We start from the raw sequence: 23,261 nt of genomic DNA, 5'->3' as shown, positions 1-23,261 counted from the left end.
AACCGGGACCGCCTTTCGGGGCGTGGCCTAGGAAAACAGCAGTCGGCCGCCCTTGTTGGCGATCCGCACCGCCGTCAGCCGGCCGGTCTTGAAGGCGCCGGTGTCGATGCCGAGCCGGCGGCCCTCGATGCGCGGGAAGTCAGTCGGCGTGTGGCCGTGCACCACCCAGCGGTCGAGCCGCCGGGACGCCTCGAAGAACTCCTCGCGGATGTAGAGAAGGTCGTCGTCCTTCTGCTCGAGGAGGGGCACGCCTGGCCGGATGCCGGCATGCACGAACAGGAAACGTTCCGAATAGGCCATGATCGGCAGCGAGCGCATGAACCGGATGTGGTCGCGCGGAATGTTGGCGCGGATATACTCGTCGAGCTTGCCGCTGCTGCCATAGAGTTCGGCAAGGTGCTCGGCATCGATGTCGTAGGAAAACAAGGCGCTGCGTGCACCCGTGGCGAGCCAGCGTTCGAGCGAGAGTTTCCCGTCGAGATAGTCGAGGGCCTGGGCCTCGTGGTTGCCGATCAGGCAGATGCGCTTGAAGCCGGCCGGCGGTGGGGCGATCAGGTGGTCGAGCACGCGCGCCGAATCCGGGCCGCGGTCGATGTAGTCGCCCAGCATGACGATCAGTTTCCGCCCTGGCAGCGTTGCCGCGTCGGCAACGATCTTCGCCTCGAGCGCGCGCAGTTCCCTGAAGCAGCCATGCACGTCGCCGACGGCATAGACGACCGTGTCGGACAGGTCGAGTTCGACCCGTTCGCGCCCCTGCGGCCTGTTCTGCTGCCGGAAATTCAGGAAACCCACCAGTATCTTGCCTCACATGCGTGCCAGCGCCGATGCCGAACCATCCCGGCCCATTCGAAACGAGCGACATTATAGCGGCAAGTATCATGGACAGGCATGCCACCCTGCCGGGGGGTGTAAAAATCGTTGCCAGAATATGTCGGGTCCGACGAATGTCCGTGGCGTGAGATCCGCGATCGTGCGCTTGGCCGGAATCATCGCGGCCAGTTCGCCTCGCAGATGCCGAGAGGCTTCACACTTTAGAGGCATGATTCCGGAGGGGAAGTGGTAGCGGGAAGTGGACTCGAACCACCGACCCCAGGATTATGATTCCCGTGCTCTAACCAACTGAGCTATCCCGCCAGGGTGGAGAAGGCTCGAAAAACTGTCTCGGAAGAGGCAGGCGTCGATGCGTTCGCCAAGGTCGGGCGGATATAATGTCTGGATGACGAACCTGTCAAGCAGTGACATTGCGCAATTCCGGATAATTGCCAAGGACGCATCGCCGGTTGCTATTCAGCCTGTTTGCGGTTGGTTTTTGGGCGGTATTGCTCCTGCGCCGGCCCGCAACGTTAATATGCAGCGCATGATGGGAGCCTGGCCGTAGAGCGTGCGGTTAACGATCTTTGGCGTATGCTTGAACCCGCGTGCATGCGAGCTAGGTGATTTTGGCGCAGGCTGCGGGGTTGAGTTAGAGAGGCTCGGACATTATGTCTGCCGACATAAATCCCCCTGGAAAGAGCCTGATGAATCCGCGTATTGCAGTTCTTGGATGCGGCTATTGGGGCGGTAATCATATCCGCACCCTGAAGTCGCTCGGCGCCCTTCATGCCGTCTCCGACGTCGACCCGGCCCGCGCCGAACGATTTGCCGCCGAGCAGGGCTGCCTTGCGCTGACGCCGGACGAACTGTTTGCCCGCGACGACGTCGACGCCGTCGTCATGGCGCTGCCGCCGCAGTTCCACGCCGATTTCGCGATTCGTGCCGTCGAGGCGGGCAAGGACGTGCTGGTCGAAAAGCCGATCGCCCTGACCGTGCCCGATGCCGAACGCGCGGTGAAAGCCGCGCGCGACAATGGCCGCGTGTTCATGACCGGGCACGTGCTGCGCTTCCATCCGGCTTTCGAAGGGCTCAAGGCGCTGGTTGACAAGGGCGAGCTCGGCGAAGTCGGCTACATCCATTCGCATCGTCTGGGCCTCGGCAAGTTCCACGCCGAAAACGACGCGCTGTGGGATCTTGCTCCGCACGACCTGTCGATGATCCTGGCGATTACCGGCACGGCCCCGATCGAGGTGCGCGGCGAGGGCGCTGCAGTGCTCAATCACCTCAGCGATTTTGCCCACCTGCACATGCGTTTCCCCAATGGCTTGCGCGGACACCTGTTTGCCTCGCGCCTCAATCCGTATCGCGAGCGCCGGCTGACGGTGGTCGGGACCAAGGGCATGGCGGTGTTCGACGACGTCGAGCCGCAGGAGCGCAAGCTGGCGCTCTACCGGCATGCGGTGTGGCGGGACGAAGGGCAATGGACCTCGACGATGAACGAGCCGACCTATATCGCGCTCGAAAATGCCATGCCGCTGACGCGTGAACTCGAGCATTTCATCCATTGCATCCAGACGCGCGAAGAACCGCGCACCGGTGCCGAGGAGGCGCTGGGTGTGCTCAGGATCCTGACCGCGGGCACGGTTACGCACGACTGAAGTGAGGGGAATAGGGGAATAGGGGAATAGGGGAACCTGGTGCCTCTTTCCTACGGCCTTATTCCCCTCATCACCCACCACCCGGCAAGGGCGAGAGCTGCCAGCCATACCGTCACGACGAAGGCGAGGCCTGCCAAGCTCCTGGGCTTGGCGTTGATTTCGGCTGCCTTGGCACGGAAGTCGGCCATCAGTTCGGGCGGGATCATGCGGATGACCAGCCAGATGCCCAATGGCACGATCAGCAGGTCGTCGAGATAGCCGAGAACCGGCACGAAGTCGGGAATGAGATCGACCGGGCTCAGCGCGTAGGCCGCCACGCAGGCGGCTGCCACGCGGGCATACCAGGGCGTCGACCGGCTGCGCGCGGCGAGGTAGAGGGCCACGACATCGCGCTTGAGGAGCCGCGCCCAGCGCTTGGCCGCTTCCAGCACGGATATCGAGCTTATTCTGCGGCTATGGAGCCCGGCGTTGCCGCCAGCCGCGACAGCATCGCCTCGGCGTCGGCATGGCGTTCGGAACGTTCGATGAAACCGCCGCCGAAGACGCGCGCTTCGTTGACCTCGTCGGAATAAAGCACGCAGGCTTGGCCGGGCGCTATGCCCGACTCGCCATCGACGAGTTCGACCCAGGTCGCGCCGTCGCGATGATGCAGAACCACGGGGCGGGGCGGGCGCGACGAACGCACCTTGGCGTAGAGCTCGAGGCCGCCCGCGGGAACGGCAGACAGCGCCTCGTCGCCCAGCCAGTTCATGCCGCGCAGGAAGATCTTGTGCGTCTCCAGCGCCTCGCGCGGGCCGACGATCACACGGGCGCGTTCGGCGTCGATATGGACGACGTAGAGCGGTTCGCCGGAAGCGATGCCGATGCCACGGCGCTGGCCGATGGTGTAGCGCAGGATGCCTTCGTGGCGGCCAAGCACGCGGCCGTCGATATGGACGATGTCGCCGGGATTGGCGGCGGAGGGCCTCAGCTTGGCGATGATGTCGGTATACTTGCCCTGCGGCACGAAGCAGATGTCCTGGCTGTCCTGCTTGGCGGCAACCGTCAAGCCCATGCGCTCGGCTGCGGCGCGAACCTCGGGCTTGGACATGCCGCCGAGCGGAAAGCGCAGGTAGTCGATCTGTTCCTGGGTGGTGGCAAACAGGAAATAGCTCTGGTCGCGGTCGGCGTCGACCGGGCGATACAGCGCGCGATGGGCGCCATTCTGCCTGGAGCGGATGTAGTGGCCGGTAGCCAGCGCATCAGCGCCGAGCTCGCGTGCGGTGGCGAGCAGGTCGGCGAACTTGACCGTCTGGTTGCACGACACGCACGGGATCGGCGTCTCGCCGGCGACGTAGCTTTCGGCGAACGGGTCGATGACGGCCTTGCGGAAGCGCTCTTCATAGTCGAGCACGTAATGGGGAATCCCGAGCGTCTCGGAGACGCGGCGGGCGTCGGCGATGTCCTGTCCGGCACAGCACGAACCGGCGCGATGGGTGGCGGCACCGTGGTCGTAGAGCTGTAGCGTGACGCCGACGACGTCATAGCCTTCTTGTTTGAGCAGGCCTGCCACAACTGAAGAGTCGACACCGCCCGACATGGCTACAACCACGCGGGTGTCTTCGGGGCGTCCGGGCAGGTCCAGGCTGTTCATCGGGATTGCGTTCCGCTGTCTTTAGGTCGGCTGCATGCCAATGGCTGCAATATAGGTCAAGCCTCGCCGCAGTGCCACCCGAAGCGGTCTGGTCCACCTTTTTCGGCGGCAAACCCGCCAACTGGGCAGGTGGTTAAATTGCGGATTGAGAGTCTAACGTTCTGTTCACGTTCGTTACTTAGCTCTTAGGACACGCTTAGGCAATTTTTAAAGCTGTGGCGCTAGTGTGGCAGGTGATTGGGTCTTTGAGTTTTTAGTAGAGAGTACGATGACCGATCTGGTTAGACCGCGTGTCAAATATGTTATCGGGCCGGACGGCAGCCCGCTTACGATTGCCGATCTGCCCCCGACCAATACGCGCCGGTGGGTTATCCGCCGCAAAGCGGAAGTGGTCGCAGCGGTCAGGGGAGGGCTGCTCAGTCTCGACGAAGCGTGCCAACGCTACAAGTTGACGACCGAGGAGTTTCTGTCCTGGCAGGCTTCCATTGACGAATATGGCCTTGCCGGACTGCGCACCACGCGCATCCAGCAATACCGTCATTGACACCGGCCGTTACGGCCAACCAACAAGAAAGGGTGCGGCTTGCCGCACCCTTTTTCGTTTGAGCCCTGCCTTCCTGCAGGGCTAGATCGCCAGCACTACCTTGCCCCTCGGTTTGGTGGCGAGGAAAGTGTGGGCTGCGCCTGCGTCCTCGAGCGCAAAGCTCTTGGCGACATGCACCTTGAGCTTGCCGGCGGTGGCCAATCGGCCAAGTTCCTCCAGCCCCTCGCGGTCGGGCCGCACCAGGATGCGCTCGAGCCGGATGCCCAGGGCCTCGGCGTCCGACTTTGCCTTCTCGCTGGGGTCGAGCAGGGCAACGAGCACACCGCTCTTACGCAGCACCTTGAGCGATTTCTCGGCATGCTCGCCGCCAAGCGGATCGAACACCAGGTCGACCTGCCCGGCCACGGCGACGAAGTCGCTCGATGTATAGTCGATTACCTCATCGGCGCCGAGGGAGCGGACGAACTCCACCTTGCCGGGGCTTGCCGTGGCAACGACATGGGCACCGAGCGCCTTGGCGATCTGCACGGCGAGATGGCCGACACCACCGGCGGCAGCATGGATCAGGACGCGATCGCCGGCCTTGAGCTTTCCTGATGTCACGAGACCCTGCCAGGCGGTCAGTCCGGCGAGGGGGGAGGGCCGCAGCCGAGGCATGATCAAGCGCTGCTGGCTTGTGTGCGACCTCAGTTGCCGGTGAGGTCGCAAATTCGGCATAGGCCGCGGCCTCCGCCGGGAAGTTGGGCATGCCGAAGACCTCGTCGCCGGGGGCGAAACCATTGGCGCCGGGGCCCACCGCCTCGACCGTACCCGAGACGTCCCAGCCGAGCACGAAGGGCGGTTCGCCGTGCAGGGGGTAATAGCCGCCGCGCACGGCGGCATCGACCGGATTGACGCCTGCTGCCCTGACGCGGATCAGCACTTCGCCTGATTTGGGCTGCGGGGCGGGGCGTTCGGCAAGCTCAAGCACTTCTGGGCCGCCGACTGTGGCCTGGGTAATGGCACGCATGGGATTGTCCTCCTTGGGATGATGCATGTGCCACTATCATTTGGATAGTATCAATCGATTGTCGAGAATGTACCCCAATGATATATAGGTACCCCATGGATAGTGAATGCGCTCCCGATACCCCATTCGGCTACAACGCCTTCCGGCGTCAATGCATGTCGCACACCGTGCTCGAGATGCTGGCTAGCAAGTGGGTCTATCTGGTTGTCGGGGTGTTGAAGCCGGGCAAGCGGCGCTATGGCGAGATGCAGCGCAAGGTCGAGGGCATCACGCCCAAGATGCTGACGCAGACGTTGCGCGTGCTGGAGCGGGACGGGTTGGTGCGGCGCGAAATCTTCCCGGTCATTCCGCCAAGGGTCGAATATGAGTTGACCGACCTCGGCCGGAACCTGGCGGACCTGCTCAATCAGATCAGGGTGTGGTCGGAGCAGCACGCGCCCGATATTCGCGACGCGCGGGCAAGGTCGCTCGAAGGCGAACTCGTCGTGTAATTGCCGGCCGGGCGCCGCCGGGCCAGAATCTGTCTAAAGGAGCGGCTTGTCAGCCGATCATCGCGTTGCGGCCACCCGTCTCGGCCTCGCGGGTGGTGCGGTCGCGCGATTCCAGCATTTCCGCCTTGGACAGCTCCGCTTCAGCTTCGGAGAGTAAGGATTCGGCAGCGGCGCGCTGTTGCGCCAGGTCATGCTGGGAGTTCTTCAGGTTGTCACGTCGTTGCCGCGCCGCCTTGGCGAAGGTCGGGTAGGCGAAATGATTGAGATCGGTGATCCCCGCCTTCTTTTCCTCGGCGACGATCTGCATCTCGAGTTCGTTCGCCATCCGGTCGAACTCGGCGATCATCGAATCAAGCTGCATCAGCTGGCGGCGCTTTTCGTTCACCTGAAACTGCTTGAGCCTGACCAGGTTCTCACGTGATTTCATGACCCGACACTCCCGAACAACGAAAAACGCACTTGCACTCGCCTACTTTGGCCCCGAGGGACCCTGCCGCACCCGAACCGGTTCTGAACTCCCGGCTATGGAAAACAAACTTTTAAAGTTTTTCTCCGCCGGTAACCATTCGTTTACGGGCATCGTTAATCATACCCATCGAGACTTAAGGCCCGGTAAAGATTCTGGTTTTCGCCGCGAATGTGATCGGTCCTTCTCTGGAGTCGCTTAGTCAACCTAGTTAATGCGTCGCGTTAAGATGTTGACCGTGTGATTCATGTTTGGATTCAAGAGGGTGTATGCGCCGGTTAAAATTTCTGATATGGTCTTCCATACGAAATTAGGTTTTGTTAACCATTCGATGGCAGCCTCCGATTCAGTAGCACTGGGCCGGTATGGACGAGACCGCGAAGATGTTCCGGCAGCAGAAAAGGGGATTTGAATGCGCGTTCTGCTGATAGAAGACGACAGTGCAACCGCACAGAGCATCGAACTGATGCTCAAATCGGAGAGCTTCAACGTCTACACGACCGATCTCGGCGAAGAAGGCGTCGATCTCGGCAAGCTTTATGATTACGACATCATCCTTCTCGACCTGAACCTGCCCGACATGTCGGGCTATGAGGTTCTGCGTACTTTGCGCCTGTCCAAGGTCAAGACCCCGATCCTGATCCTCTCCGGCATGGCCGGCATCGAGGACAAGGTGCGTGGCCTGGGCTTCGGTGCCGACGACTACATGACCAAGCCGTTCCACAAGGACGAACTGGTAGCGCGCATCCACGCCATCGTCCGCCGTTCGAAGGGCCACGCCCAGTCGGTCATCATGACCGGCGACCTGATCGTCAATCTCGACGCCAAGACGGTCGAGGTCGGTGGCCAGCGCGTGCATCTGACCGGCAAGGAATACCAGATGCTGGAGCTGCTCTCGCTGCGCAAGGGCACGACTCTGACCAAGGAAATGTTCCTCAACCACCTCTATGGCGGCATGGACGAGCCTGAGCTGAAGATCATCGACGTCTTCATCTGCAAGCTGCGCAAGAAGCTCGACGCCGCATCCGGCGGACAGAACTTCATCGAAACTGTCTGGGGCCGCGGCTATGTTCTGCGCGAGCCGGAAGAGCTTCGCGAAATCGCCTGATTTCTTGTTCCGATTTCAGTCAAAACCCGGCCTCCGTGCCGGGTTTTTCTTTGCCGCGAATCAGGCGGCGACGTCGAAGGCGCGGAAGCGGTCGAGCAGTTGCGGCCTGGTGAACGGCTTCAGGAGATAACCCTGCGCGCCGGCCCGCTTGGCACGCATGATGGCGCCGATGTCCACTTCGGTCAGGCAGATCGCGATCTGCGGCTTGACCCGGCTGTTGAGGGCACGGACGCGGCGGATGAAGTCGGCGGTCGCCATGTCCTCGAGCGCACCGTCGACCACGATGATGTCAGGCATGTCATAGGCGCACATGTCGAGCCCTTCGGCGCCGGTCGACGCCTCGACGACGGCCATATCGGGGCTGTTGAGGATGCGTTTGGCGACTTTGCGGATGACGCTGGAGTCATCGACGAACAGGCAGCGCTTCATGGCCCGGTCCTTCTTGCGGGGGCCGAACGCGCCAGGCGCGCCGGGGTGATGCACTCACCCTAGCGCGACCTCGTAAAGAAGCTGAAAACCCGAATGGTAAAATTCGTGGAAACGACGCCGGTCAATAAGGGCTGCGACCGTGCAGGACGCGGTGCCACCAGGTTCCATGCCGCCAGAAGGGGCAAGGCGGCCAATTTTACTCTGCGAATAGTGGCGCGCGGAGCCTTTTCACTCGGCAGTCAGCAGAATTTCTTCCGGCGTGGCGTGGATCGAGATCGTCATGCCAGCCTCGCGTGCGAGCAGCAGCGTGTAATAGGGCTGAACCGAATGGGCGTCGATGGGCTCTTCCGGCTTCTGGCCGGAATGCAGCTCGAGGAACTTCGGCGGCACGCGCAGCATCGGGCCGCTGGCCGACAGGGTGAATTTCGGCGCGGTCTCGACGTTTTCGAGCGTGACGCCGAGCTTGCCGCCACGCGGGATCGCGGCGTGGGCAACCAGAAGCAGGTTGAGCAGCAGCTTGACCTTGTTCTTGGGCAACAGCGCGCGCCCGCCCGACCATGCCAGTTCCGGCTTCTCGTTCTTGAGAAACGCGGTGGCGACCGCTTCGGCGTCGCCGGTGTCGATCAGCATGCCGGCCGAACCGGCGGCACCGAAGGCGATGCGGGCGAACTGCAATCGCGCCGATGCGTTGCGCGCACTGGTGCGGATGAGGCGCATGGCGTCTTCGTCGGCGCCGCCCTCGTCAAGCAGTTCGAGGCCGTTGTTGATGGCGCCGACCGGCGAAATGATGTCGTGGCAGACCCTGCTGCACAGCAGCGCCGCGAGATCGGGGGCGGAAAGCATCATCAATTCGGCCATGAACGACATCCCTCGGCAGCAGCTTAAGTTCAAAATGAGACCAGGACCCACAATGCGAATCAGGGCTGGTCGACGGTACTCTTGGTTACACAGCGCCCGTTGCGGCGGCAAGAATCAGCATACTGCACTTGATTAAAACGCCTACATTTGGGCGCAAATCCGGCCTTTCCACAGGGTTTTATGCCTTCGATCCGCCATCTTCATCAGGCAGTTTAATGGTTGAAAAAGGATTACGGCATAGTTTGCCGGAGTTGGACGAGCCAGCTGCCGATCAAGAGCAGCAGCAGTCCGGGGCGTCGGAGAAAGTGTGCTCCCTGACGGAGATTTGGAAGCATGATTTCCCGATTCTATGGCCGGACGTTCGCCCGGCTAGTTGCCGCGATGTTCGTCCTTGTCGGCGTTCTGGCATTTTCGACATCTGCGTCTCGCGCGCAGCAATACACGGCGCAGGAGATCCTCGATTCCGGACACCGGTTTTTCGGCTCGACCTCGGGCGGTCTCGCCAGCGTCGTCGAGAAGGTTTTCGCGTCCTACGGCCTGCCTAACGGCTATGTGCTTGGCGAAGAGGGTTCCGGCGCCTTTGTCGGCGGCCTGACCTATGGCGAAGGCACGCTCTATACCAAGAATGCCGGCGACCATAAGGTGTTCTGGCAGGGGCCTTCGCTTGGCTGGGATTTCGGTGGCCAGGGCTCGCGGACGATGATCCTCGTCTACAATCTGGACGACATCAACAATCTCTACGACCGCTACGGCGGTGTGGCCGGCTCGGCCTACATCGTTGCCGGCGTCGGTTTCAACGTGCTCAAGCGCGGCAACATCCTGCTGGTGCCGGTGCGCACGGGCGTGGGGGCGCGACTGGGGGTCAATCTCGGCTACCTGAAGTTGACGCAGCAGCCGACGTGGAATCCCTTCTGATTGTGTGAAGAACAGGCTGGTCGGGTGCCATAGCGTTTGCAGCGGTGCTGGATTCCTGCCATGGGAACATGGCAAAGTCGGCCTGTCCGTAACGGGTAATGTGCCTTGGTCCAGTCGATCCTGTTTTTCGTTCTTGGCTTCCTGACCGCCGGGTTTCTCGTGCTTCTGGTCGCGCCGTCGGTATGGCGGCGCGCCGTTTCGGTTACGCGGCAAAGGGTCCAGGCGAAGCTTCCCATGACCCTGGATGAGATTCGCGCCGACAAGGACAGTCTCCGCGCCGAACATGCCATGGCCCTGCGCAAGGTCGAGGTCCAACTCAAGGCTTCGCAGGAAAAGGTGCTGGCGCAAGCCATTGAGCTCAGCCGCCACCGCGAGGCAAAGAAGCTGGTCGCCGACGGGCATGCCGAGAAGGACCGGGTTGTCAGCGAGCTCGAGGCCAAGCGCGGCAATCTGCATGAAGAGGTCGGCAAGCGCGACGAGCAGGTCAAGGCGCTCGCCGCCCAGCTCGCCGAGGCAGAGCGGCTGCTGGAGAAGCGCTCCGAGGAAATCGAGGAGATGGGCAGGCTTTATGACGAAGCCAGCCTTTCATCCAGCAATCGTCAGATCGAACTGGTGAGCCGCGAGAGCGAGATGGGAAAGCTGTCGGACGACATGTCGGCGCTGCGCCATCAGCGAAAAGACACGGATCGGCGCGTGAGCGAGCTCGAAGCCGACAACAAGGCCGTGCGCGAGGCGTTGACGGCGGAAACCCGGCGCGCTGCGGACCTCGACAAGAAGTTGCAGCAAATGGTGACGTCGCTGAGCGATCGCGACGACAAGATAGAGCGGCGCGAGGGCGAACTTGCCCGCGTACGCGCGCAACTGAAAAGCGCGCCGGCGGCGCAGGAGGCCGGCAGCATGAACAATGAAACCGCTCCATCGGCCGAGCGCGAACGTCTCGAAGGCCGGCTGACTACGCTCCTGCGCGAGAACAAGCGGCTGAAGGGCGAACTTGCCCGGGCAGGGCGATCTGCGCCGGTTGCGGGCGAAGACTCTGTGCTGCGCGAGCAGATGCACGAACTCGCGGCCGAAGTCGTGGCACTCACGGCGCGGCTCGAGGGACCGGAATCGCCCATCGCCCAGGCACTCGCAAAGGCGGGCGGCACCACGGCTCCGACCAATGATGACGGGCCGGCGATGATCAGCCTCGCCGATCGGGTCAGGGCTCTGCAGAAGTCCCCGCCTGCCGAATAGGTCTATCCGGTTGCATCCGTGAAATGATGCAGCGCGATCGCCGAGGCGGCCGCGACGTTGAGGCTGTCGAAGCCCGGCGCCATCCTGATCCTTGCCGTCGTCAGCCGCTTCAGCAGCGGTTCCGGCAGGCCGTCGCCTTCGGTGCCGAGATAGAGCGCCAGGCGCTTCGGGCGTCGAATGTCGCGGATATCAGCTTTTCCAGCCGGCGACAACGCGAGTTGCTCGAAACCATGGCGCGACAGCGCGTCGGCGAGTTCGCCGGCCGTTCCACCGGTGGTGAAGGGCACCTTGAGTGCGGCGCCCACCGAGACCCTGATCGCCTTGCGGTAGAGCGGATCGCAGCAGGTTTCATCGAGCAGCACCGCATCTGCACCGAAGGCTGCAGCATTGCGGAAGATCGAGCCGATATTGTCGTGGTTGGAAATGCCCACCGGAACCGCGACCAGCGCGCGCTCGGGCAGGGCGGCCAGCATCTCGTCGGCCGAAGGGGCTGAGCCCTTGTTGCCGATGGCGAGGATACCGCGATGCATGTGGAAGCCGGCAATGGCGTCGATGACGGCAGCGGAGGCGACGTAGACGGGCATGCCTTCGGGCGCGAAGCCGAGCGTCTCGGTCATGCCGGCGAGGCGGTTTTCGAGGACCAGTACCGATTCTGCCTGAAACCTGCCGGCGGCGAACAGTACGTTCAGCACAACCTTGCCTTCGGCAATGAAGCGCCCTTCGCGGCCGACCAGATCGCGCTCGCGGATGCTGAGATAGGGCGCGACACGAGGGTCTGCCGGGTCTTCGATGCGGATGATGTTCATGGCTTGCTCCATAGCGGAGGGCAGGCCGCTATGGGAGCCGAAAAGGCATGGATGCCCGTCAGGCGTCGTCGAAAATGCCTTCCAGCGTGCCGAGCAGCTTGCGCACGGCTTCCGACTTGCAGGTATAATAGATCATCTGCCGGTCGCGACGTGTCTCGACCAGCTCCTCGTTGCGCAGCCGCGCAAGGTGCTGCGAAAGCGCCGACTGGCTCAGCGACACTTTTTCAGCGATGGCCCCGACCGACATCTCCGTGTCGAGCAGGTGGCTCATGATCATCAGCCGCTTTTCATTGCCCATAAGCGTGAGCAATGAGGCTGCGGCTTCCGCGTTTGCCGTCAATTTCTTCGGTTTCATGCGAACCCCGTGTATCTTCAATGCTTTCCGGCGTCATGGGGGCAACAACACCGAATTACCACGCCAGATCCTCAATGGAATCAATGAATGATCTAACAAAACCAGCAGAAATCAGCTTTCCTCTAAAAAATCAAGACTTTGCTTCGCGGCCTACTCTTGCCATTTCGACAAGGCTGCGTCTGAGATCGGCGGCTTCGACAAGCATTTCCGGGAAAACTACCCGTCCGGTTTCGTCGCCGGCGGCAAGATCCATCCCCTCCGGATCGAAGCCGCTGAGCGTCCAGGCACCGTCGGTGAGCTTGCCGAAATGGCTGGCGTAGATGGCGATCGCCTCGCGGTGATCGGAATTCATGTGATCGAGCGCCGACTGTTCGGCGCCGGCAATGGCGTCCACCGCCGGGCCTTGCAGCAGCAGGTCGTCGCGGCTGAGCAGATAGGCCTTGCCGAAGCCGCCATTGAGGTTGGCGCGATCCAGTTCGAGCCGATAAATGGCGAAGTCGCCAAGCCCGACATAAAGCTTGGCCTTCGGGTTGCGGTTGATGTAGCGGCGTTCGGCGCGGGCCTGCTCCGGCGTGCCGCGCTCCAGGCGAACCGCCCGGCAGAACAGCGTGATGCGCGGATAGGCGAGCGGGTCGCCCTTGCCGATCTCGCCGACGAGAAGCGAGCAACGCGGATCGGCGACGATGCCCTTGGTGTGGGCGGAGAGGCCGGAGATCAGGATCAGCGGCGTGCCGTCGACATCGGTTGCGGTGCCGACGCGGCTGGCGAGAGGGGCGCCGGTTTCCGGCTCGATGACGGCGAGCGCGCCATGCCGCGCGGTGCGCATCAGCGAACGCGCCAGCGCGATCGCCTCTGCATCGGTTTCGCGGATGACATCCTTCTTGCGCTCTTCCAACACCTTCACCATCAAATATGAATAATTCAATCTACTTATCTTTATCCTCGCAGGTTTGGCAAGGGCGTGCCTTGTCCAAGACGAGACAACCCCGGAGCTTGCGCGTCCGGGGCTGTACGATAGACGAATTGCAGACGTCAGGAGCTTATTTCGGCGCCATGCGGATGGCACCGTCGAGGCGGATGGTTTCGCCGTTGAGCATCTGGTTCTCGACGATGTGCAGGGCAAGGGCCGCATATTCCGACGGCTCGCCGAGGCGCGGCGGGAACGGCACGGCGGCACCGAGCGAATCCTGCACCTCCTGCGGCATTGCTGCCATCATCGGCGTCTTGAAGATGCCGGGCGCGATCGTGGCGACGCGGATGCCCGAACGGGAGAGGTCGCGGGCGATCGGCAGCGTCATGCCGACGACGCCGCCCTTGGATGCGGAGTAGGCGGCCTGGCCAATCTGGCCGTCATAGGCGGCAACCGATGCCGTGCTGATGATGACGCCGCGCTCGCCGCCCTGCAACGGCTCGAGCTTGGCCGCACCGTCGGCGAACAGGCGGATCATGTTGAACGAGCCGATCAGATTGACCTCGACCACCTGGCGGAAGACGCTCAGCGGGTGGGGCCCGTCCTTGCCGACTGTCTTCACGCCGACGGCGATGCCGGCGCAGTTGACCAGGATGCGCGGGGTTCCGAGCTTGGCGGCGACTTCGGCGAAGGCGGCGACAGCGCTTTCCTCGTTGCTGACGTCGCAGCGAACCGCCACGCCACCGATGTCGGCGGCAACCTTTTCGGCCCGTTCGAGGCTGAGGTCGAAGATCGCAACCTTGGCGCCCTTGGCTGCGAGTGCGCGTGCGGTTGCCTCGCCAAGGCCGGAGCCGGCGCCGGTGACCACTGCGATCTGCCCGTTTGGATTCATGTCAGCCTGTCCTCTTCTTGCTGTGAACGGATGGTCTATCGCATCGGCCTGAAAACCGAAATCGGTATTAAGACCGCGCTCTGCACGGAAAGGGCAGTCGGGTTCAGGCGGGCTCGGCCACGCGTTGCGGGGTCTTGGCCAGGTCGGCGTGGCAGACTTCGCCCGACAGCAGCGCGACCGCACCGGGAACGACCTCGTGTGCGAGCAGGCGGTTGAGGTCGACGGGGCGAGGCATCTCGATCTGCCCGCGTGGAATGCGGGCAAAACCAAGTGGTCCGTAATAGGGTTCGTCGCCGACCAGGATCACCGCCGGCTCATTGGCCTTGGCGGCTGCAGCCAGCGCCATGGCGACGAGCTTGCGGCCGATGCCGAGGTTCTTGAAGTCGGGCCGCACGGCGAGCGGTCCCAGCATCTGGGCGCGGCCTTCGCCGGCAGCGATCGGCGTCATGCGCACAGAGGCGACGACCTGGCCGGCGTGCATGGCGACAAAAGACAAGGAGCGGTCGTGCGGGCCGCCTTCGCGGATCTTGTAGGCAGCGCGGGTGAAACGGCCCGGGCCGAAGGCCTCGGCGTTGATGTCGTCGATTTCGAGGTCGTGCGCCGGAGCTTCCGGCAGATAGGTGACGTCGGCGAGGGTCATGTTCGTTGCAGTCCGGTGTCCTGGGATGAGGTGCCGCGAGCCAAGCCGCAGCGTTCGCAAGTCAGCGCCTCAGGCGCGTGCGCTCATTCGTCGTCGGTCAATCCGGATATTTGCAAAGCAATGTGACATCGAAATGCCCGCTATCATCATTTCGCGTGGTCGTCCATCGCGGATTTCGCCGATGTGCGCGCAACGTTGAACGATGCGTTCAGGATGCGGACCTTCGGATTGCCGGTGTCATGCCCTACATGCTGGCAAACGAAAGGATTTCACGATGGGATTGCTGGTCGAAGGCAAATGGCAGGACCGCTGGTACGACACCAAGTCGACAGGCGGCAAATTCGTGCGCTCGCATGCGCAATGGCGCGACTGGATCACCGCTGACGGCAAGCCGGCGGAAGGCCGCACGCGCGGCTTCAAGGCCGAGCCGGGGCGCTACCATCTCTATGTCTCGCTCGCCTGTCCGTGGGCGCACAGGACCCTGATCTTCCGCGCGCTGAAGAAGCTCGAGGACATCATCTCGGTGTCGGTCGTGCATCATTTCATGGGCGAGAACGGCTGGACCTTCCGCACCGACGACGGCGCCACTGGCGACACGCTCTATGGGCTCGACTTCCTGCACCAGCTCTACACCAAGGCCGACCCGACCTATTCGGGCCGCGTCACCGTGCCGGTGCTGTGGGACAAGAAGGAAAACACGATCGTCTCGAACGAATCGTCCGAGATCATCCGCATGCTGAACTCGGCGTTCGACGAATGGGGCGATGCCTCGCTCGACTTCTACCCCGAGGCGCTGCGCCGCGAGATCGATGCGATGAACGACCTCGTCTATCCCTCGATCAACAACGGCGTCTACCGTGCCGGCTTTGCCACCACCCAGGCCGCCTATGAAGAGGCCTTCGGCGAGCTGTTTGCAGCGCTCGACACGCTGGAAGACCGCCTGTCGCGCCAACGCTACCTCGTTGGCAACACGCTGACCGAGGCCGACTGGCGGCTGTTCACGACGCTGGTTCGCTTCGACCCGGTCTATGTCGGCCATTTCAAGACCAATCTCAGGCGGATCGCCGACTATCCGAACCTGTCGAACTATCTGCGCGAGCTCTACCAGGTGCCTGGGGTTGCCGAGACGGTGAACCTGCATCACATCAAGTCGCACTATTACGGCAGCCACACCGGCATCAATCCGACCGGGGTCGTGCCGGTCGGCCCGGAGGTCGATTTTTCGGCACCGCACAACCGCGGGAAGTTGTTGAAGGCGGCCTGAGCGTCCCCTGTTGGCGCTCAGTAGCCCTCATGGTGAGCCTGTCGAACCACGAGGGCGCTTGGCTCTATTCTGCTTGCCCAAACCCGTGGTTCGACAGCTCGCCGTGAGGGTTTGAGGAGTCCGTCACCAATACGGCGACGCTATCACGCCCTGAAAGATTTCGGCGATGCGCCGCCGCGTCGCTGGCGTCGTACCCTCCGGCAGGGCGTCGAGCGGAAAGAATCCCGCCTCGGCGATCTCATGGTCGGGCAGCTTGGGCCGGTCCTGCCTGAATGCTTCGATCAGGTAGAACCCGACATGGTCGCGCCGGGTCGCCTGCTTGTTGAGGTGGATCGATTTCAGCACGGGCGGCGCGGTGAGGCTGATGTTGCCTTCCTCCTCCAGTTCGCGTGTCAGCGATTCGACAAAAGTCTCGCCGATCTCGACGCCGCCGCCAGGCAATTGCCAACCGGGCACGTAGGTGTGGCGGATGAGGAAGACGGCGTTGGTCGCCTTGTCGTGAACGAGGCCGCGCACGCCGAGCGTCATCGGCCTTCTCAGCAGAAAATAGAGGTGAAACAGCCTGCCTCGCAGCCGCGCCCACAGGCTTTGGCGCTGCGGAGCGGCCTTGATGCGATTCCCCATCAGGCGAGCCGCCATGGGTGGAAAGCCGGAGCAGCGTCACCTAAAAGGGAAGGATGTTCAGGCTTGCGCATATCTCAGACGTCCATCTTGGTCCGCTTCCGGATGTAACCTATCGCGACCTCGCCTCCAAGCGCATGGTCGGCTACGTCAACTGGCAGCGAAACCGGAGCCGCCACCATCACGACGGCATCGTCGACACGATTGTCGCCGACCTCAAGGCGCAGGCACCCGACCATCTCGCGGTCACCGGCGATCTGGTCAACCTAGCGCTCGACGGCGAGATCGAGCTGGCGCGGATGTGGCTCGAAACGCTTGGCACGCCGGCCGACGTCTCGGTCGTGCCGGGCAACCACGACGCCTATGTGCCCGGTGCCTTCGACAAGGCCTGTCACGCCTGGGCTCCATGGATGAATGGCGACGGCTCCCATGATCCCGTCGGCCGCCACACTTTTCCCTATCTTCGCGTGCGCAAGAACGTGGCGCTGATCGGCGTGTCGACGGCGCGCGCGACCGCACCCTTCATGGCCAGCGGTTTTTTCCGCGAAGGCCAGGCCGCACGGCTGGCGCGCATTCTGGAGGAGACGGGCAGGCGGGGGCTGTTTCGGGTGGTGATGATCCATCATCCGCCGGTGCGCGGTGCCGTGGGCCAGCACAAGCGGCTGTTCGGCATCGGCAAGTTCCAGAGCCTGGTCGGTCGCTACGGTACCGAGCTGGTGCTGCACGGCCATTCGCATTTGCCGACGCTGCACTGGATTCACGGGCCGGCCGGCCGGGTGCCGGTGGTCGGCGTTGCAGCCGCTGGGCAGGCGCCCGGCGGCCATAGGCCGGCAGCGCAGTTCAACCTGATCGATATCTCGGGCGAGCCAGGCGGCTGGAATGTGAAACTGACGCGGCGCGGCCTGGTGGGACCTGCGATGGCGCCTGCGGAGATCGCAAGCCTTGACCTGACGGCAATGGTTCCGCGTTCGACCGTCGAGGTCAGAAGCTGACGCCGGTCGCGGCGAGGCGCAGCCAGTAGAGCGCGGCCATCACCGCGATGCCGGCGACGGCGCCGGCGACAAGCAGGCCGAAGCCGGACAGGAAGCGTGGCCATATCGGCCGGGCGATGGGCCGCAACGGCGGCTCCGCTTCGGCGACAGGGTCCCTGGCAAAGCTCGGCAGCGCCAGTTCGGCGCCTCCGTCCATCATCTGCTGCCGCTCCACGATCCGCTCGGCGATGTAGCGGGTGACCTGGGCGGCGACGCGCTTGGTGTCGGTCGTCTCGGCCAGGACGACGCGTCCGATGCGGGTGTCGCGCACGAAGCGGAACGTGCGGCGGTCGCGACCGAGGGCGACATGGCTCACGGCGTCGATCCACAGTCGCGGCTGCAGGCCCGACGATATGGCAAAGTCGAAATTGTCGATGTCCTTCGGCACGTCGGCGAAGACTTGCTCGAGCTCGGCGGCAAGCAATTCGAGCCGCATGCGATGGGCCTCGCGCAGGTCGACGACGACGTCGGTGCGATCCGCCGTCGCGTTCTTGACATCGCGAATGGCGTCCGACAGCACGCGTGCCGGCTTCATCGCGGTCACGTTGTCGTCGCTCATCGCCTCTTGCCTCTGGTGTCGGTTAAGCAAGAGTTAACATAATCACGATCGCGGCGGAATTGTATCCCGCCGAAATGTCCTGCCGCAGATGCGACGCGGTCAAAACGGTTTCTGTACAATCCTTTACCGGCAGCCGTGCAGAATCCGATTCATCAGGCCTTGTGGTCGGTGAATGTCGGCTGGCGCCGCTGGCGCCGGCGGCTCATGCGGCGCACGATGTCGGCAACGAGGCCCGGCGTCTCCTCGGGCAACATGTGACCGATCTCCAGCACGTGGTGAACGAGGAACCCAGGCGGGAGATCGTCGGCATGGCTGTAGGGCAGCACGGCATCGTCGGTGCCCCAGACCACCATCACCGGCATGGCCAGCGAGGCAAGGTCTTGACGCGGGATGACTCCCTGCCTGCCGTCGGCCGTCATTGCCTCGGCAAAGGCGACCAGCTTTTCGGTCTGGCCGGGCCGGGCGCGCATCTCGGTAAGGTTGCGAATGGCGGCATCCGGCACTGTGCTGTCAGGGCTCGACATTTCGGCGAGACAGGCGCGGATCTCGTCGGCGCAGGTGGCTGCCGCATAGCGCCGGAGCAGGGGAGCGTTGATCTCAGGTCCATAGCCACCAGGCGCAAGCAGTGTCAGCGATGCGACGCGCGCGGGGTCGAGCAATGCTGCGAGCGTTGCCACCGCGCCACCCATCGAGTGGCCGACGAAGTGGGCGCCGGCAATGCCGCGTGCCGCAAGATCGGCAAGAACGGCCTTTGCCGCCACCTTGGCCGAGCCGGCCTTGGGATAGTCGAGCGAACGGCCGTGTCCCGGCAGGTCATAGGCAATGGTCCTGAATGCATCACCCAGCGTGTCGACGACATCCTCCCAGATGTCGCAGCAGCCGCCGAAGCCGTGAAGCAAGACCACCACGTTGGTGCCGTTTCCCCGAACGGCCGCATGGATGGAGTAATTCATCGTCCCTGAAATAACCCGAAGCCTGAAATCGACTGCAACTATAAGTATAATTCGTTGGATTTCAAATGCCGTTGGACGTTTGTAGCGCGCCCAATATGCAAAAAACCGTCTAAAAATAAACCGAAACTCAAGTCTGGTTGCCCAGTCCGGCCGCGCGCAGGGCCTTCGTCAGCGATTTTATCAGCTCCGCGGGATATTTGCCCTTGTTGAAGGCGGTGGCCGGGTCGGTGGCGAAGGCAGGGTAGATTGCAGAAATCTCCTTCACCAGCGATGCGGTGAGCTTCTCGTCGCCGGCGAAATCCGCGGCGATGAGGCGTGCAGCCAGATAGTGCGGCTTCTTGTTCGCGGTAAGCGAATTGGCGGCGCGCGCCGCGGCGTAGCGGTTGCCGAGCATGAATTCGCCGAGGAACAGGCCATAGTCCCACCAGCCGGGACGGGCACTGGTGCTTTCCACCGCGCGCTTCATGATCGGCACGCCGTCGCTGTAGCTCCCCGACAGGACCAGCGCATAGCCGTAAGCGGCCGCCATGGTCAGGTCGTAGGTATTGAGTTCGTAGGCCTTGCGCATCCAGCGGATGGACTCCGTGCGGTCGCCGAGGCGTGACTGCAGATAGCCGTAGGCACGATGCGCATAGGGGCTGGTGGCACCGGTCTGTACCGCGTTGTGGGCCTGCGCATAGGCTCCGTCAGCGGTGGCGTTGGGCGGATAGCGGTAGTTGTCGGTCACGGCTTCGAGTTGCAGCGAAGCGAGTTCGGCATAGACGATGGGAGACTTGGCGCCGCGCCGCGACAATTCTTCCATGCATTGATAAGCGGCGCGGTGCCTCGCGGCTGTCTGGTCCATGTAGAAGTCGTCGCTGAGCAGAAGGCAGGCCACCAGCCCGCGCTGAAGCCCGTTCTGCTCAATGTAGCCATAGATCATGCCGGAAACCGGAATCGCCGAGGTGACGATTTCGGCCATGCGGTCGTCGATCGCATCCGGCTGGACCTCCTGAGGCGACAGTACGCGCGACAAGAGGATGCGGCCGCTGGCCATGTGCTGCAGTTCGATCAGCACGGAGCCCGGCGAGGGGCCCGCATTCACGGCGAAATCGAAATCGGTTGCGTCGGCACGCCTGGCTCGTTCCGAACGGTCGCGGGCGATGAGATCGATGGTGTCGAAGCCCGACAGCGCCGTCCGCAGCACTGTCGCGACCCGCGCGGTGTCGCCGCCCTCCGGGCCGAGGTGAATATGCACGGCCGGCAACTGGTCGACTGCATCGGTGATACTGGCGGTGGAGTTGCGGAAGTCGGTCACGCTGGCGGAATTGGTGGCGGACGGGCCGCCGATGTTGCGGAAGACCAAGATGCCGAGCATGACGATGACCAGTGCCATCGCCGCCCAGAAATACCTGAGCTGCCGTTTGACGCTGGTGCCCTGCAACACCGGGTCCATCTGGTCCTCGGCATGTAGCGACGCCGCCCCCAGCTCGACATTGGCTGGTGACGCAATTGTCTCGTTTCCCTCGATTTCACCAGGGGAGGGCACGTCGGGCGGGCTCTCGGCAACCGCCTCGTAGGCGGGCACGTAACTGCCGCGGGGAATGGTGATGCGGATCGGGTCGGCCGTGCCCTCGACGGCATAGTACTGGGCCAGAAGTTCGCGCAGGCGTCCGGCCTGGACGCGGACCACGGCATCGGTTGCCGAATCGAATTCGGCGTCCTTGCCGAAGACATCGACGGCGATGGCAAAGCCCTTCAGCCGCTCGGCTTCGCCGGCAAGATCGCGCTCCACGAGATAGCGCAGCAGTTTTCGTGCCCGATCGGACCGGCCGAAGGTCTCGCTGGCAACAAGCCGCTCAAGCGCTTCGCGCACTGCGGGGGCGGCAGGCGTGGAGGCAACCAAGTATCGACCCTTTTCGAACCGGTACGAATGATCGGATCATAGTCGGCTGGCGGTGGCGCACAAGCATGCAGCGCACCGATGCACAAACGCCTCGCCCGTTATCCACGGGCGAGGCGTGTCCGGAGTGGCGTTAACCCTAACGCGCCAGGATGCGATTGGCCGCCGAAACCACCGCTTCAAGGGAAGCCGCCACGATATTGGTGTTGATTCCGGCGCCGAACAGGCGTCCGCGCGGATGTTCGACCTCCATGTAGCAGATGGCCGAAGCGTTGGAGCCGCGCTGGATCGAATGCTCGGAATAGTCGAGCACCGAAAGGTCGATACCGATATGGCGGGACAGGGCATCGACGAATCCGTCGATCGGGCCGTTGCCGGTTCCGGAAATCACCACTTCCTTGCCGTTGTCGACAATGGTCGCCTCGACGACGCGGCGGCCCTTCATCACCGTATCGGGAAAGGTCTGGTGATCAACGAATTTGAGGCGTGCGGCCGGCTGGTCTACATAGACCTCGAGGAAACGCTCATGGATGCGCTTGACCGACACTTCCTTGCCTTCGGCATCGGTGATCGCCTGGATGTCTTGGCTAAACTCCACCTGCAGGCTGCGCGGCAGGTTGAGGCCGTAGTCGGCCTGGAGCACATAGGCGATGCCGCCCTTGCCCGACTGCGAGTTGATGCGGATGATCGCCTCGTAGCTGCGGCCCACGTCCTGCGGGTCGATCGGCAGGTAAGGCACTTCCCACAACGGCTTGTTGGCGACCTTGATCGCCTTCATGCCCTTGTTGATAGCGTCCTGGTGCGAGCCGGAGAAGGCGGTGTAGACCAGTTCGCCGACGTAGGGGTGGCGTTCGGGAATGACCATCTGGTTGGAATATTCGTAGACGGCCTTGATCCGCTCGATGTCCGAACAGTCGAGTTCAGGGTCGACGCCCTGGGTGAACATGTTGAGCGCCAGCGTCACCACGTCGACGTTGCCGGTGCGCTCGCCATTGCCGAACAGCGTGCCTTCGACACGGTCGGCACCCGCCATCAGGCCGAGCTCGGTGGCAGCGATGCCGGTGCCGCGATCGTTGTGGGGATGCAGCGAGATGATCAGGTTCTCGCGATTGTCGAGGTTGCGGCACATCCACTCGATCTGGTCGGCATAGATATTGGGCGTCGCCATCTCGACGGTGGAGGGCAGGTTGATGATCAGCTTGTTGTCGGGCGTCGGCCTGATGATCTCGGTGACCGCGTTGCAGATTTCAAGCGCGACTTCGAGTTCGGTGCCGGTGAAGCTTTCCGGCGAATACTGGAAACGGTAGCCGCCGCCGGCCTTGGCCGCCATGTCGGTGATCATCTTGGCGGCGTCGGTGGCGATCTGCTTGATGCCGGCGACGTCCTTGCCGAACACCACGCGGCGCTGCAACTCGCTGGTCGAGTTGTAGAAATGCACGATCGGCTTGTGCGCGCCCTTCAGCGCCTCGAAGGTGCGTGTGATCAATTCCGGCCGGCACTGCACGAGCACCTGCAGCGACACGTCGTCGGCGACGTTGCCGTCTTCGATGCACCAGCGGGCGAAATCAAAATCGGTCTGCGACGCCGAGGGGAAGCCGATTTCGATTTCCTTGAAACCCATGTCGAGCAGCAGCTGGAACATGCGCGCCTTGCGGTCGTGACCCATCGGGTCGACGAGCGACTGGTTGCCGTCGCGCAGGTCGACCGAGCACCAGATCGGCGCCTTGTCGATGACCTTGGACGGCCAGGTCCGGTCGGGCAGGTTGATCTTGTGATAGGCTTGATACTTGACGGCGGCGGTTGGCATGCCGGCGCTCCGGCCGGAAGCTGGGGTGGTCTTGCTCATTGTCGGTCTCGTTCTCTTGGCCGCCATGCACGACATAGCGCGCATGCTTCAGCGGTCTTAAATCAGAATTTCGGATCTGTTGTGAAGAGTAAAGGAGCAGATGCCTCGGCGGCAATTCGACCGCCGGACGCTCCCTTAACGAGCCCGGCGATCGCCGATAAGGCCGAGAAGAAGAAGAGCCGAAGAAAGCGCGCGCAGCGTCTCGCCCGCAAAAGCGGCCGGACGGGAGATTTCGATGATCTTGCGCGAAGTCATGGCCGCTCTCTTACAGGAGGCGCAGGGCGTGCGCAAGGGCGGCCGTCCGCGACAGGGCGGATGTCAGCCGGGCAACTCCGGCGTGATGCC

The 23,261-nt window shown here is 63.0% G+C and carries 25 protein-coding genes, 1 tRNA gene and 1 pseudogene; 8 read left to right on the top strand and 19 right to left on the bottom strand.

All coding sequences use genetic code 11. The features are described from left to right. Nucleotides 1-27 precede the first annotated feature (27 nt). Nucleotides 28-783, bottom strand: coding sequence for a metallophosphoesterase family protein (locus WHT83_RS22270; RefSeq protein WP_406874040.1), 756 nt, complete (start codon nt 781-783; stop codon nt 28-30). A gap of 274 nt (nt 784-1,057) precedes the next feature. Next, nucleotides 1,058-1,134, bottom strand: a tRNA-Met gene (locus WHT83_RS22265). Between the two features lie 383 nt (nt 1,135-1,517). On the opposite strand from WHT83_RS22265, the gene WHT83_RS22260 reads away from it, so the two are divergent. Then, nucleotides 1,518-2,471 carry a Gfo/Idh/MocA family protein gene (locus WHT83_RS22260; RefSeq protein ID WP_108607227.1) on the top strand — a complete coding sequence of 318 codons (954 nt, stop codon included), beginning with the start codon at nt 1,518-1,520 and terminating at the stop codon, nt 2,469-2,471. A gap of 50 nt (nt 2,472-2,521) precedes the next feature. Here the strand turns inward: WHT83_RS22260 and WHT83_RS22255 are convergent, their stop codons facing one another. Both WHT83_RS22255 and mnmA read right to left on the bottom strand, forming a co-directional pair. Beyond that, nucleotides 2,522-2,908 carry a YkvA family protein gene (locus WHT83_RS22255; protein ID WP_406874039.1) on the bottom strand — a complete coding sequence of 129 codons (387 nt, stop codon included), beginning with the start codon at nt 2,906-2,908 and terminating at the stop codon, nt 2,522-2,524. Nucleotides 2,909-2,913: 5 nt separating this feature from the next. Beyond that, complete coding sequence (gene mnmA / locus WHT83_RS22250; protein ID WP_108607229.1) at nt 2,914-4,104, bottom strand: tRNA 2-thiouridine(34) synthase MnmA; 1,191 nt, start codon at nt 4,102-4,104, stop codon at nt 2,914-2,916. A 268-nt stretch (nt 4,105-4,372) separates the two neighbouring features. Between mnmA and WHT83_RS22245 the strand changes: the two genes are divergently transcribed. After that, nucleotides 4,373-4,648, top strand: coding sequence for a DUF1153 domain-containing protein (locus tag WHT83_RS22245; RefSeq protein WP_013529904.1), 276 nt, complete (start codon nt 4,373-4,375; stop codon nt 4,646-4,648). A gap of 81 nt (nt 4,649-4,729) precedes the next feature. Here WHT83_RS22245 and WHT83_RS22240 read toward each other — a convergent pair whose 3' ends face one another. Further along, the gene (locus WHT83_RS22240) at nt 4,730-5,305 is read right to left on the bottom strand and encodes an NADP-dependent oxidoreductase (protein WP_406872414.1); all 576 of its coding nucleotides are present in this window, start codon (nt 5,303-5,305) and stop codon (nt 4,730-4,732) included. A 76-nt stretch (nt 5,306-5,381) separates the two neighbouring features. Further along, nucleotides 5,382-5,657 (bottom strand): annotated as a pseudogene (locus tag WHT83_RS22235) (alcohol dehydrogenase catalytic domain-containing protein); the annotation flags it as partial. Between the two features lie 155 nt (nt 5,658-5,812). Here WHT83_RS22235 and WHT83_RS22230 point away from each other — a divergent pair. Then, nucleotides 5,813-6,148 carry a winged helix-turn-helix transcriptional regulator gene (locus WHT83_RS22230; protein WP_406872413.1) on the top strand — a complete coding sequence of 112 codons (336 nt, stop codon included), beginning with the start codon at nt 5,813-5,815 and terminating at the stop codon, nt 6,146-6,148. A 49-nt stretch (nt 6,149-6,197) separates the two neighbouring features. Here the strand turns inward: WHT83_RS22230 and WHT83_RS22225 are convergent, their stop codons facing one another. Continuing rightward, entirely contained in the window at nt 6,198-6,575 is a 378-nt protein-coding gene (locus tag WHT83_RS22225; protein WP_108607231.1) for a flagellar export protein FliJ, read from the bottom strand. 451 nt (nt 6,576-7,026) lie between these two features. On the opposite strand from WHT83_RS22225, the gene ctrA reads away from it, so the two are divergent. Then, nucleotides 7,027-7,722, top strand: coding sequence for a response regulator transcription factor CtrA (gene ctrA / locus WHT83_RS22220; protein WP_018429116.1), 696 nt, complete (start codon nt 7,027-7,029; stop codon nt 7,720-7,722). Between the two features lie 60 nt (nt 7,723-7,782). On the opposite strand, the gene WHT83_RS22215 is transcribed toward ctrA, so the two are convergent. Next, nucleotides 7,783-8,151, bottom strand: a complete 369-nt coding sequence (locus WHT83_RS22215; protein ID WP_406872412.1) for a response regulator — start codon at nt 8,149-8,151, stop codon at nt 7,783-7,785. A gap of 228 nt (nt 8,152-8,379) precedes the next feature. Continuing rightward, nucleotides 8,380-9,009, bottom strand: coding sequence for a histidine phosphotransferase ChpT (gene chpT, locus WHT83_RS22210; protein WP_108609783.1), 630 nt, complete (start codon nt 9,007-9,009; stop codon nt 8,380-8,382). A gap of 333 nt (nt 9,010-9,342) precedes the next feature. Between chpT and WHT83_RS22205 the strand changes: the two genes are divergently transcribed. Further along, on the top strand, nt 9,343-9,924 hold the full coding sequence (locus WHT83_RS22205; protein WP_055973511.1) for a DUF1134 domain-containing protein: 582 nt from the start codon (nt 9,343-9,345) through the stop codon (nt 9,922-9,924). Nucleotides 9,925-10,158: 234 nt separating this feature from the next. Further along, nucleotides 10,159-11,157 (top strand): hypothetical protein, encoded by a 999-nt coding sequence (locus WHT83_RS22200; RefSeq protein WP_406872411.1) that lies wholly within the window; start codon nt 10,159-10,161, stop codon nt 11,155-11,157. Between the two features lie 2 nt (nt 11,158-11,159). Here the strand turns inward: WHT83_RS22200 and WHT83_RS22195 are convergent, their stop codons facing one another. The 5 genes from WHT83_RS22195 to WHT83_RS22175 form a co-directional block, all read right to left on the bottom strand. Continuing rightward, nucleotides 11,160-11,963, bottom strand: coding sequence for a TrmH family RNA methyltransferase (locus WHT83_RS22195; protein ID WP_406872410.1), 804 nt, complete (start codon nt 11,961-11,963; stop codon nt 11,160-11,162). A 58-nt stretch (nt 11,964-12,021) separates the two neighbouring features. Next, nucleotides 12,022-12,318, bottom strand: a complete 297-nt coding sequence (locus WHT83_RS22190) for a helix-turn-helix transcriptional regulator (RefSeq protein WP_055973517.1) — start codon at nt 12,316-12,318, stop codon at nt 12,022-12,024. Nucleotides 12,319-12,448: 130 nt separating this feature from the next. Beyond that, entirely contained in the window at nt 12,449-13,225 is a 777-nt protein-coding gene (locus WHT83_RS22185) for a HugZ family protein (protein WP_199914627.1), read from the bottom strand. A 133-nt stretch (nt 13,226-13,358) separates the two neighbouring features. Next, on the bottom strand, nt 13,359-14,120 hold the full coding sequence (locus WHT83_RS22180) for a 3-hydroxyacyl-CoA dehydrogenase (RefSeq protein ID WP_108607233.1): 762 nt from the start codon (nt 14,118-14,120) through the stop codon (nt 13,359-13,361). A 103-nt stretch (nt 14,121-14,223) separates the two neighbouring features. Further along, nucleotides 14,224-14,760 (bottom strand): GNAT family N-acetyltransferase, encoded by a 537-nt coding sequence (locus WHT83_RS22175; RefSeq protein WP_406872409.1) that lies wholly within the window; start codon nt 14,758-14,760, stop codon nt 14,224-14,226. Nucleotides 14,761-15,034: 274 nt separating this feature from the next. Between WHT83_RS22175 and WHT83_RS22170 the strand changes: the two genes are divergently transcribed. Then, nucleotides 15,035-16,024 (top strand): glutathione S-transferase family protein, encoded by a 990-nt coding sequence (locus WHT83_RS22170; RefSeq protein WP_406872408.1) that lies wholly within the window; start codon nt 15,035-15,037, stop codon nt 16,022-16,024. A 123-nt stretch (nt 16,025-16,147) separates the two neighbouring features. On the opposite strand, the gene WHT83_RS22165 is transcribed toward WHT83_RS22170, so the two are convergent. Continuing rightward, nucleotides 16,148-16,648 carry an NUDIX domain-containing protein gene (locus tag WHT83_RS22165; RefSeq protein ID WP_406872407.1) on the bottom strand — a complete coding sequence of 167 codons (501 nt, stop codon included), beginning with the start codon at nt 16,646-16,648 and terminating at the stop codon, nt 16,148-16,150. Between the two features lie 53 nt (nt 16,649-16,701). Between WHT83_RS22165 and WHT83_RS22160 the strand changes: the two genes are divergently transcribed. After that, entirely contained in the window at nt 16,702-17,637 is a 936-nt protein-coding gene (locus WHT83_RS22160) for a metallophosphoesterase family protein (protein WP_406872406.1), read from the top strand. Here WHT83_RS22160 and WHT83_RS22155 read toward each other — a convergent pair. The 4 genes from WHT83_RS22155 to leuA all read right to left on the bottom strand — a co-directional run bounded on the left by WHT83_RS22155 (nt 17,627) and on the right by leuA (nt 22,877). Next, a complete protein-coding gene (locus WHT83_RS22155) occupies nt 17,627-18,235 on the bottom strand; it encodes a hypothetical protein (RefSeq protein WP_183264334.1) in 609 nt (202 codons plus the stop codon). The two genes, WHT83_RS22160 and WHT83_RS22155, sit on opposite strands and share 11 nt — an antisense overlap. Nucleotides 18,236-18,387: 152 nt before the next feature. After that, nucleotides 18,388-19,188, bottom strand: coding sequence for an alpha/beta fold hydrolase (locus WHT83_RS22150; protein ID WP_406872405.1), 801 nt, complete (start codon nt 19,186-19,188; stop codon nt 18,388-18,390). Between the two features lie 127 nt (nt 19,189-19,315). After that, nucleotides 19,316-21,073 (bottom strand): tetratricopeptide repeat protein, encoded by a 1,758-nt coding sequence (locus tag WHT83_RS22145; RefSeq protein WP_406872404.1) that lies wholly within the window; start codon nt 21,071-21,073, stop codon nt 19,316-19,318. A 136-nt stretch (nt 21,074-21,209) separates the two neighbouring features. Then, nucleotides 21,210-22,877 (bottom strand): 2-isopropylmalate synthase, encoded by a 1,668-nt coding sequence (gene leuA / locus WHT83_RS22140; RefSeq protein ID WP_406874038.1) that lies wholly within the window; start codon nt 22,875-22,877, stop codon nt 21,210-21,212. Nucleotides 22,878-23,261: the final 384 nt, after the last annotated feature.

Origin of the sequence: Aminobacter sp. P9b (assembly GCF_045345995.1) — a bacterium.
GTDB classification, from domain to species: Bacteria; Pseudomonadota; Alphaproteobacteria; order Rhizobiales; family Rhizobiaceae; genus Aminobacter; species Aminobacter niigataensis.
The sequence above is the reverse complement of the archived record's forward strand: the minus strand, read 5'-3'. Positions and strand labels throughout refer to the sequence as shown.